The 11,349-nt window shown below is 46.2% G+C and carries 9 protein-coding genes; 1 reads left to right on the top strand and 8 read right to left on the bottom strand.

Annotation, left to right across the window (positions count from 1 at the left end):
* Positions 1–30: 30 nt before the first annotated feature.
* On the bottom strand, positions 31–705 hold the full coding sequence (locus tag VC159_RS05475) for an RlmE family RNA methyltransferase (protein WP_323473017.1): 675 nt from the start codon (positions 703–705) through the stop codon (positions 31–33).
* Positions 706–831: 126 nt separating this feature from the next.
* Between VC159_RS05475 and VC159_RS05470 the strand changes: the two genes are divergently transcribed.
* Complete coding sequence (locus VC159_RS05470) at positions 832–1,458, top strand: YhbY family RNA-binding protein (RefSeq protein WP_323473016.1); 627 nt, start codon at positions 832–834, stop codon at positions 1,456–1,458.
* A 28-nt stretch (positions 1,459–1,486) separates the two neighbouring features.
* Here the strand turns inward: VC159_RS05470 and VC159_RS05465 are convergent, their stop codons facing one another.
* From VC159_RS05465 to gloB, 7 genes are all read right to left on the bottom strand, one after another.
* Positions 1,487–1,960, bottom strand: coding sequence for a DUF4149 domain-containing protein (locus tag VC159_RS05465; protein ID WP_323473015.1), 474 nt, complete (start codon positions 1,958–1,960; stop codon positions 1,487–1,489).
* Positions 1,960–2,436, bottom strand: coding sequence for a transcription elongation factor GreA (greA, locus tag VC159_RS05460; protein WP_072582463.1), 477 nt, complete (start codon positions 2,434–2,436; stop codon positions 1,960–1,962). Before greA ends, VC159_RS05465 begins: the two co-directional genes overlap by 1 nt.
* Positions 2,437–2,494: 58 nt before the next feature.
* On the bottom strand, positions 2,495–5,758 hold the full coding sequence (gene carB, locus VC159_RS05455) for a carbamoyl-phosphate synthase large subunit (RefSeq protein WP_323473014.1): 3,264 nt from the start codon (positions 5,756–5,758) through the stop codon (positions 2,495–2,497).
* A complete protein-coding gene (gene carA, locus VC159_RS05450) occupies positions 5,758–6,942 on the bottom strand; it encodes a glutamine-hydrolyzing carbamoyl-phosphate synthase small subunit (RefSeq protein WP_215356832.1) in 1,185 nt (394 codons plus the stop codon). The genes carB and carA overlap by 1 nt, the downstream gene beginning before the upstream one ends.
* Before the next feature lie 244 nt (positions 6,943–7,186).
* A complete protein-coding gene (locus VC159_RS05445) occupies positions 7,187–9,070 on the bottom strand; it encodes a propionate--CoA ligase (RefSeq protein ID WP_215356835.1) in 1,884 nt (627 codons plus the stop codon).
* A gap of 32 nt (positions 9,071–9,102) precedes the next feature.
* Positions 9,103–10,539, bottom strand: a complete 1,437-nt coding sequence (locus VC159_RS05440) for a transglycosylase SLT domain-containing protein (RefSeq protein WP_323473013.1) — start codon at positions 10,537–10,539, stop codon at positions 9,103–9,105.
* Positions 10,539–11,348 (bottom strand): hydroxyacylglutathione hydrolase, encoded by an 810-nt coding sequence (gene gloB, locus VC159_RS05435; RefSeq protein WP_215356845.1) that lies wholly within the window; start codon positions 11,346–11,348, stop codon positions 10,539–10,541. Before gloB ends, VC159_RS05440 begins: the two co-directional genes overlap by 1 nt.
* Between the last annotated feature and the right edge of the window lies 1 nt (position 11,349).

Below are 11,349 nucleotides of genomic sequence, written 5' to 3'. Positions count from 1 at the left end.
AAAACGGGGGTATTAGCCAGTATTTAGAGCCTATTTCGGAGGTTTTAGGTTTCTACCCAAAAGGAAGATCTCAGAAGACTTTGCTCTAGATGCTTTAGGTTTACGGGAGGCAACGGTTTTAAAGACCTTTTTAAAGGATTCCACTATCTGGCTATAGCCACTACCGTTAAAACATTTAATTAAAAGCGCACCCTCAGGTTTCAGATGAGCAGTAGCGAAGTCTAGGGCTATCTCTGCTAAAAAAGCCATTCTGGCAGCATCAGCAACGCCAACCCCAGAAAGGTTTGGCGCCATGTCTGATAAAACCAAGTCGACTTTGCCTTCAGCACTCTTCGGTAAAAGCGCCTCTAAAGCAGCAAGCCCCTCTTCTTCCCTAAAATCGCCCTGAATAAAGCTTACGTCAGCTATATCTTCCATTGGCAAAATATCGATGGCGATAATCTGACCATCTGGCTTGCCTGACTCAATTTTGGGATTGCTTTTACCAAGCTCAGTGAGGCGATTGCGGACGTATTGAGACCAACTTCCAGGAGCGCTCCCTAAGTCCACAATAGTCATGCCGGCCTTGATGAGATGATCTTGCTCGTCAATTTCACTAAGCTTATAGACCGCTCTAGCGCGATAGCCCTCTTTTTGAGCCATCTTCACATAGGGATCCGTTAGATGATCCTGTAACCAACTTTTATTAAATTTATTCTTTGCCACAACTTACCCACTTTCGCCCTCTATTTTCCTAGTTTCCGAGCTCTAAAGCAAAAGGAATCGATCAAAATGCTGGTAAATTCAAGCTAAAAGGGCAATTTTGACCCTCAATGCTCTATCATCAACCCCATGACTGCACTCACTATCACCCCAGCACAACGTAAATCCCTCAAAGCTGACGCTCATGACTTAAGTCCTGTTGTCATGATTGGTGGCGATGGACTAACAGCCGCTGTAATTAAAGAAGCGAAATCAGCCATCAATCATCATGGCCTAATTAAGGTCCGTGTTTTTGGTGATGAGCGCGAAGCTCGTATTGCCATCTATGAAGAGCTATGCGACAAACTTAATGCTGCTCCAGTTCAACATATCGGCAAGTTACTCGTGTTATGGAAACCAAAAGATATGGTGGATGAGGCCTTTAGTAATCTTGGTAGATCAAGCAAGCAAACAAAAAAATCTTTGCAGGCTCCTCGTACGAAACGCCAGGCAAATCGTACTCCAGCAAAAGCCGGTGTGCGTACTAGCACCTCCGAAAGATCGGATCGTCGCTCTGCTTCAAATGCAGCACCCTTTGCACGTGCTGCGGCAGTGAAATCGGCAACACCTAAGAAACGTGTTTTGCGCTCTGAAGCGGCTGAGTCAAAAATTGGCTGGTCTTCTCCCGGCTACAGAAAAGCAGTTGCTGCGCCAGCGCCAATCAAGAAGCGCAAGGTCAGAATGAGCAGTACTAAGAAAAAGTCACTTGGCTCTTAATTTAAGCAAGTGAAATAGAGAAACGCCGCTAGTCGGCGTTTTTTGTTGCCCGCCAAACCAAGGTAAGACCTAAAAATACTTGAATCACAAACAACATGCTGGAAACGCCATGCAGGCGTGAAAATAATGCAGCATTTGTGGACTCACGAACGGATAAGCCTAGGTAAAGCGCCTGATCTCTAAGTGTGTTCATCCAAGGAATAATGATGAATGCCGCACCTACTGTACACGCCAGCATTCCTAATAAGATCCAACGAATGATGCGGTAATGGTCGCTACCCAGTCTTACTAGGTGGTTTGCCATCACCATTAGAAATGCGCTTAAGGCGACACCGATATAGGCAGTGGTTTTGAAGAGATTTGCTGCAACCATGCCGGCAACCTGTCTGTCTCCCAAACTAGAGAACAGCACGGGCACCACTAGAAATCCAATGGTGATGAAGCTACCAACCCAAAGACCTGAAATCAGGCTAAATATTCTTTGGGTGCGGATGTGGGGCATTAGACGTAACGCACAGCCAAGATTTCAACTTCGCGATTGCCGCCTGGGGCTTGTACAGCAACAACGTCACCCTCTTCTTTACCTATTAATGCACGAGCAATCGGTGAGCTGATGGAGATTTTCTTAACGGCGATATCCGCTTCATCATCCCCAACGATTTGATAGGTGAGCTTAGTGCCATCTTCTAAGTCCTCAAGATCAACAGTAGCACCAAATACTATGCGGCCAGCAACATCCAAAGTAGCGGGGTCAATAATTTGAGCTGCCGATAACTTGCCTTCTAACTCTTGAATGCGGCCTTCAATGAAGCCCTGCTTTTCTTTGGCAGCATCGTATTCAGCATTCTCAGAAAGATCGCCTTGAGCACGTGCCTCAGAGATGGCATTGATAACAGAAGGACGTTCAACGTGTTTAAGACGGTGCAGCTCCTCTTTGAGAAGTTCTGCACCGCGCTTAGTAATCGGAATTGTGCTCATGAAACTAGCCTAACTTAAATTCTTGCGCAAAATCGCGCGTATAAAAGTCAATTTTAGATTAAATGAGCTCGCGATGTAAGTTTTGCAAGGAATAAACCTCGAGGGAGTCGAGTCGGCCATTTTCAGAGGCTAACAAACCATCCATCACTGCTCGTGCTGCACTAATAGTCGTGTAATACGTAACGCCATTAGCCTGAGCGCTGGTTCGAATCGATCTAGAGTCAGCAATCGCCGTCCGGGTCTCATCCACAGTAGTAAATACCAATGAAATCTCACCATTCTTGATGAAATCCACAATATGGGGACGTCCATCCTTTACTTTATTAACTACTTTTACCGGTAAACCAGCCGCTTCAATTGCTGCTGCAGTACCTTTAGTCGCAACCATCGGGAAGCCCAGTTGATGCAACAACTTAGCAACTTCAATTGCTTTTGGCTTGTCACTATCTTTGACAGTCAAAAGAACCGTTCCGCTCTTCGGCAGCTTGATGCCAGCGCCCAATTGTGACTTAAATAAAGCCTCACCAAAGGTCTTGCCAACACCCATCACTTCGCCAGTGGAACGCATTTCTGGTCCGAGAATTGGATCAATACCTGGGAATTTATTAAACGGAAATACAGCTTCCTTGACTGAGAAGTATGGCGGCTTCACTTCAGTCTTAATACCCTGCTGCTCTAGAGTCTGACCAACCATACAACGTGCAGCAATCTTCGCCAACTGCAGACCGGTGGCTTTTGATACAAACGGTACGGTACGAGAAGCGCGTGGATTTACTTCCAAGACATAGATGACATCTTTGCCATCTACATTCTGAATCGCAAACTGGACGTTCATTAAACCAACAACATTCAGTCCTTTAGCCATCGCCGCAGTTTGGCGTTTAATCTCCTCCACCGTTGCATCGGATAACGAATATGGAGGCAATGAGCAGGCTGAATCGCCAGAGTGAACACCGGCTTGCTCGATATGCTCCATGACGCCACCTATAAATACAGCTGTGCCATCGCTAATGCAATCAACGTCACATTCGATAGCATCATTCAAGAAGCGATCTAGAAGCACAGGAGAGTCATGGGATACTTTAACGGCTTCACGCATGTAACGCTCAAGGTCGCGACCATCATGAACGATTTCCATTGCACGACCACCCAAGACATAGGAAGGACGAACCACTAATGGATAACCAATTTCCTCGGCGAGCTTGAGAGCCTCTTCTTCAGTACGCGCTGTACGGTTAGGAGGCTGACGCAATCCGAGATCCTGTAGTAGCTTCTGGAAGCGTTCGCGGTCTTCTGCTGCATCAATCATGTCTGGTGAAGTACCGATAATTGGCACACCATTGCATTCAAGATCTAAAGCCAATTTCAAAGGTGTTTGACCACCGTATTGAACAATGACGCCCTTTGGTTTTTCTTTAGCAACAATCTCTAATACATCTTCAAGAGTTAGTGGCTCAAAGTACAGGCGATCTGATGTGTCGTAGTCAGTCGATACGGTTTCAGGGTTGCAGTTAACCATGATGGTTTCGTAACCATCATCACGCATTGCTAAAGCAGCATGCACGCAGCAATAGTCAAACTCAATACCTTGACCAATGCGGTTAGGGCCTCCGCCCAAAACCATGATCTTCTCTTTATTGGTCGGCTGTGACTCGCACTCACCATGCTCTGCTTCATAGGTTGAATACAAATAAGCAGTGTTAGTCGAGAATTCAGCCGCACAAGTATCTACACGCTTATAGACTGGAACAACTTTCAATCGATGGCGCGCAGCACGAACGGACGCAGCGTCAACTTTGAGTAACTTTGCTAAGCGACGATCGGAGAAACCTTTTTGCTTTACAAAGCGTAACTCTGGGGCTGTTAGGCTATCGATCTTGCGCTGCTTAAGCTCAGTCTCTATAGTGATAAGTTCTTCAATTTGCTCCAGGAACCAAGGATCAACTTTAGTTTCACTATAGATCTCATCAAGACCCATACCCATGCGGAATGCGTCTGCCAAATACCAAATACGATCCGGACCAGGCTCATTGATTTCATTAATGATGTCATCAAGATCAGTGGATATTTCATCTAAGCCGTCAACACCAACCTCAAGACCGCGAAGCGCTTTCTGGAAAGACTCTTGGAAAGTCCGGCCAATGGCCATGACTTCGCCTACTGACTTCATCTGCGTTGTTAGACGGGAATCAGCCTGTGGGAACTTCTCAAATGCAAAACGTGGAATCTTGGTAACAACGTAATCGATTGAAGGCTCGAATGATGCTGGTGTGGCGCCACCAGTAATATCATTCTTGAGTTCATCAAGGGTATAGCCTACGGCCAATTTAGCCGCAATCTTTGCAATTGGGAAACCTGTAGCCTTTGATGCTAATGCCGATGAACGGGATACCCTTGGATTCATCTCAATGACGATCATGCGACCATCTACTGGATTAATCGAGAACTGAACGTTAGACCCACCGGTATCAACGCCAATTTCTCTCAGAACAGCAATCGATGCATTGCGCATGATTTGATATTCTTTATCTGTCAACGTTTGCGCAGGCGCTACGGTAATTGAGTCACCGGTATGTACGCCCATTGGATCTAAGTTTTCAATTGAGCAAACGATGATGCAGTTGTCATTGCGATCGCGCACGACTTCCATCTCGAATTCTTTCCAGCCCAAGAGAGACTCTTCGATCAAGAGCTCACGTGTTGGTGATAAATCGAGACCACGTTTACAAATTTCTTCAAATTCTTCACGGTTATAGGCAATACCTCCACCCGATCCGCCCATGGTGAATGATGGACGAATGACTACCGGGAAACCTGAGCTGCCAGTTTGCTTCTGAATTTGCTGCTGAACCTCATGAGCCTCATCCATTGAGTGCGCAATGCCAGACTTTGCAGAGCCAAGGCCAATTTTGGTCATGGCCTCTTTAAACTTTTGACGATCTTCTGCTTTATCAATGGCTTCTGGTGAAGCGCCAATCAGTTCGCAGCCGTATTTCTCTAAAACACCATGACGGTGAAGATCTAACGCGCAGTTCAGTGCAGTCTGGCCACCCATAGTTGGCAAAATGGCATCAGGCTTTTCTGTAGCAATAATGCGTTCAACTACTTCCCAAGTAATCGGCTCGATGTATGTAACGTCAGCCATCTCTGGATCAGTCATGATGGTTGCAGGATTACTGTTGACCAAAATTACTTTGTAGCCCTCATCACGCAATGCCTTACAAGCTTGCGCTCCGGAGTAGTCAAACTCACAGGCCTGTCCAATCACAATCGGACCAGCTCCAATAATCAGGATGCTCTTAATGTCGCTACGCTTAGGCATTATTTGCCCTCCTTCTTGGCAGCATTCATTAGCTCCACAAAACGATCAAATAAATAGGCAATGTCATGAGGACCTGGTGAGGCCTCAGGATGTCCTTGGAAACACAGTGCTGGCTTGTCATTCCATGCCAAACCTTGTAAAGACCCATCAAATAAAGACACATGGGTTACGCGAATATTGCTTGGTAAAGTATTGGCATCAACAGCAAATCCATGATTTTGAGAAGTAATGGCAACACGACCTGTATCCAAATCTTTCACAGGGTGATTAGCGCCATGGTGGCCAAATTTCATTTTTAATGTCTTGGCGCCTGCTGCAAGACCCATGATTTGATGACCTAAACAGATGCCAAAGGTTGGCACACCTTTTTCAATAATTTCTTTTGCGGCAGCGATGGCGTAGTCGCATGGACCAGGATCACCAGGGCCATTTGAGAAGAACACACCGTCCGGATTCATGGCCAGCACTTCGGCTGCGCTAGTTTGCGCAGGCACAACTGTTAATTCACAGCCACGCTCAGTCAGCATGCGCAAGATATTGCGTTTCACACCAAAGTCGTAAGCAACTACCTTTTTGATTGGCTTGCTAGTATCTAATGTTCTATAAGCAGGCTTGCCATTTGGCCCGTGAAGATCCCATTCTGCCTCGCGCCACTCATAGGCTTTCTTGGTAGTCACTACCTTTGCAAGATCTAGGCCTGACATGCCAGGAAAAGCTTTAGCAAGCTCAAGAGCCTTCGCTCCCAAAGATTCATAGCTATCGCCTAATTTGCCAGCAACAATAGCGCCGGATTGCGCGCCTTTGTCACGCAGAATTCTGGTGAGCATACGTGTATCTATGCCAGCAATCCCTAAGACACCTGCTTTGGTAAGGTAGTCATCCAAAGAACCCTCTGAGCGGAAATTGGATACGCGTTTTGGAAGATCCTTCACCACCAAGCCTGCTGCATGAATCTGATCTGATTCCGCATCTTGAGCGTTTACACCGACATTGCCGATGTGCGGATAAGTTAAGGTAACAATTTGGCGTGAGTAGCTGGGATCAGTAATGATCTCTTGATATCCAGTCAATGCGGTATTGAATACGACTTCGCCAGTAGTTTCGCCAGGGGCGCCAATGCTAAAACCGGGAAATAATGTGCCGTCGGCTAGGGCCAACACGGCTGGGGGAAAAGAAGGAAGCAAGGGTGACAAACCATCTCCAGTCCCTGCTCCATCCGACGCTCAAAACCCCAAAAAAGACTAGCCCGGGGATATTTTTGCGGGTGGTGAGTGTCTTTAAGCGCTAGGGTATTTATTAAGTTTCGAACCTTGCAATCATAACATTTTTGCTCGTAAACCCTTGGATATACAGCCAAATGGGGGCTGGAAGGTAAAAAGCTCCCCTTGCCTAATGGCTGGGAGAGCAATTTATCCGAAAATGGGTGTTTTAAGCCTTGGCGCTTTGCTCAATGATGGTCTTAATTTGAGCTAAAACAGACTGGTCATCCATCGTGCTGATATCACCAGGATCACGCCCTTCGGCTACAGCCTGCAGTGCGCGACGAACAATCTTGCCCGAACGTGTCTTTGGCAACGCAGTAACTATATAAACTCGCCCGGGTCGCGCAATCGCTCCTAAAGTGGTATCGACAGTCTTCATGCACTCTGCTTCCAAAGTAGCAGTATTGGATGCATCTTTTGGAATCACAAAGGCAATCGCGGCTTGCCCCTTTAATTTATCTTCAATACCAACCACGGCAACTTCTGAAACATTCGGATGGCTAGAAATACTTTCTTCGATTTCGCGAGTACCAAGGCGATGTCCAGCTACGTTGATCACGTCATCCGTACGACCCAAGATGAAGAAATAGCCATCTTTATCTTTAATGCCCCAGTCAAAGGTGGAGTAAATTAATTTGCCTGGAATTGTTTCCCAATAAGTGCTAACAAAGCGCTTGTCATCACCCCAAACTGTTTGCATACAGCCAGGAGGCAATGGACCTTCAATAGCAATGACTCCCTTTTGATCTGGGCCCAGCTCCTCGGAGGTAGCATCATCAAGCAACTTCATGTTGTAACCAAATGATGGCACGCCTGGCGAGCCAAATTTATGTGGCATGACTTCAACGCCACGTTGAATAGCCAGCATTGGCCAACCTGTTTCTGTCTGCCAATAGTTATCCACGATCGGCTTATTAATTGCACCATGAATCCAACTTGCAGTTGGTTCATCCAAGGGCTCACCCGCCAGGAACAGAGCGCGCAATTTAGAAAGGTCATATTTGGTTAAGAACGCGGGGTCTTGTTTCTTCAGAACGCGAACTGCAGTTGGCGCAGAAAACATGACTGACACTTTGTACTTATCTACTAGCTCCCACCAAATGCCTGCGTCAGGACGCAAAGGGGTACCTTCGTACATGATCGTAGCCATACCAGATAGCAATGGCGCATAAATAATGTAGCTGTGGCCAACAACCCAACCAATATCGGACGTACAGAACATGGTCTCACCAGCATTGCCAGTAAAGATATGTTTCATCGAGGCGGCGAGAGCCACTGCATAGCCGCCTGTATCACGCTGAACACCTTTAGGCTTTCCAGTTGTACCGGAGGTATACAAAATATAAGAAGGATGTGTTGCATCAACCCACTCAACAGGCACAACATCATTTAAATGCTTTTGGCGTTCGCTTGCGTAATCTAAATCACGTCCGGCAACGGTGGTGAATTCAGTCAAACCGCGATTCACAATCAAGACCTTTTCAGGCTTGTATTCAGCCAGAGTAATAGCCTCATCCAGTAATGGCTTGTATGGAACCGCCTTGCCACCACGTGCACCTGCTTCTGCAGTAACAATCAGTTTTGGTTTTGCATCATCAATACGAGACGCCAGGCTGTGGGATGCAAAGCCTCCAAATACAACAGAGTGAATAGCACCAATACGGGCGCACGCCAACATAGCAAAACAAGCTTCAGCAATCATTGGCATGTAAATGAGTACACGATCACCCTTTTTAACGCCTGCCGCTTTGTAGATTGCTGCCATACGATTCACTTCTTCGTATAACTCTTTAAAGGTATATGCCTTCTCTTGATTGGTTTCTGTAGAAACCGCAACCAAGGCAATTTGATCTGGACGATCTTTTAAGTGACGATCTACTGCGTTGTAGCAAAGATTCGTTGAACCACCCTCAAACCATTTAGCAAATGGAGGGTTGTCGTAATTGAGTACTTTGTTAAAAGGTTTTTCCCAATGTATTAACTGCGCTTGCTCACCCCAAAATCCATCTGGGTCTTTAATTGAACGTTCGTGGTGTGCTTTGTAGGACATGGTCAACCTGATCTCTTAAAAAGTTACTCAAATTACTGGCTCTTGCTCACCCCTTTACTAGCGTTGCCGCTGGCTGAGGTAGGTGAACTACCATTTTTCGCAGATTTTGCAAGCCCTGTCGATGCGGATTTATGCTGAGATGCAGCATTTTTTGCAGAAGAATTACCCTTAGAGGTGCCCTTATCTACTGTTTTGGTGTTGCTGGGTGCTACACATTTACTTGATTTAGTCCCTTTTGCACCCTTTGCTGGTTTGGGGCATTTAGGCGCAGGTGGAGCTGGCTTTTCTAAGCTGAGGCTAGCATTTTCAGCCATAGCAGTTGAAACATCGCCCGGTCTACGACTGGTTTTGGGAATCAGCACGGTAGAGCCCGCCCGTATACGCATTCCCCTTGGAATGCCGTTGACCTCGCGCAGAGTATCTATATCCACCCCTAACGTTTTAGCTGCCTGATCAACACTTTCTGTTTTAGATACTTGAACAGCAGTCCACGACGAAAGAGGTTTAGGGTATTGCTTGAGGTTATCTTGAAAGATCTCAGCATGCGCAAACGGCAAAAGAATTTGCTGGTTAGCATTACTCAAAATAACTGGCTTATTAAAAGACGGATTCAGGCTATGGAATTCATCCGCTGGTATTTCGGCTAATTTAATAACTAGAGAAACGTCGATATCGCTACCCACATCAACTGCAACAAAATAGGGGTGATTTTCTAAATCAGGAAGCACAATGCCATATGCCTGTGGATCCAACACAATTTGACGATACGCCATTAATTTAGGAACGTAATTTCTAGTTTCGCGCGGTAAGGTCAAGCTCTCATAATCTATAGGCAAGCCTGCAGCGGCATTACGCTTTTGCGCTTTAGTAATATTGCCAGCACCCCAGTTATAAGCTGCAAGTGCTAATTCCCAACTCCCAAATTGATTATTCAAACGTTGCAAGTAATCTAAAGCCGCATCCGTAGACTGGACAACATCTCGACGCTCATCCCTAAATACGTTTTGCGTAAGTCGAAAGTCTTTGCCAGTAGCCGGCATAAATTGCCATAAACCGACTGCCTTCGCACTTGACTTTGCATTGGTTACAAAAGCACTTTCAACAAATGGAAGAAGTGCAATTTCGGTAGGCATATTGCGCGCATTTACTTCTTGAACGATGTAAAACAAATAGCGTGAAGAACGCGTCATCGAGCGATTCACATAGTCCGGTCTTGCCGCCAGCCAGCGAACCTGTTCAATCTCTAGGGGGGTATTCATGGGCTCCATTTGAAAGCCATCACGAATGCGTATCCACAGGTTGTCAGAAGGCGCATAAACCTTGCTAACGGATTGATTTTTGAGGTTAACCCTTGCGGCCCTGGAAGCCTTTGAATTCGCTTTCGTTGGCGTATCGGAAGACCAATCGCCGGTGCTAGCGCAACCACTCAACAAAGCAGCAATCACTACTACTGCATACATCATCCGCATTAGAAGCGATCTTTCCAGCCACGAATGACTGCCAATACATGTGCAGGCGTTGGCAATGATGTCTGGCCTGAAACCTCTTTAGCCATTGCAATGACTTCGGCTTGATCGCAACGCATGAAAGGATTTACCTGGAGTTCTTGCCCAATAGTCGTTGGTAGTGTTGGCAAGCCTTGCTCTCGCAGAGATTTAGCCTGGTCCGCCCATGAGAGTAGATTAAGGTTGTTGGGCTCTACAGCTAAGGCAAAGCGAATATTCGATAAGGTGTACTCATGAGTGCAATACACCAAAGTATTTTTTGGAAGTGAGGCGAACTTACCTAGCGACTCCGTCATTTGCGTAGGCGTACCCTCGAACAATCTTCCACAACCCGAGGCGAATAAAGTATCCCCACAGAACAGCATTGGCTCAACAACATTTGCTTGCATGTTTGCAAAGTAAGCAATGTGGCTTAAGGTATGCCCAGGAACTTCGAGAACCTTCAAGCTAATACGTGGGGAAGCAATTTCAAATTTATCGTCCTGCATTACGACATTAGTACGACCTGGAATATCGTCACCAACTGGGCCATAAACAGGCAGATCTGCATTCAAACTTTGCAATAAGTTGAGAATGCCACCCGTATGGTCTGCATGGTGGTGAGTAATGAGAATGCCCTTGAGGGTCAAATGATTTGCGCTCAGGTACTCCAAAACTGGTGCTGAATCACCTGGATCCACCACTAAAGCAGAGCTGCCATCGTGAATGCACCAGATATAGTTATCATCAAAAGCCGGAATGGGCCAAACCTGCAATAAAGTATTCTTATCCATA

The organism is Polynucleobacter sp. JS-JIR-II-c23 (assembly GCF_035011225.1).
Lineage (GTDB): Bacteria > Pseudomonadota > Gammaproteobacteria > Burkholderiales > Burkholderiaceae > Polynucleobacter.
This window is presented reverse-complemented; position numbering and strand designations above follow the sequence as displayed.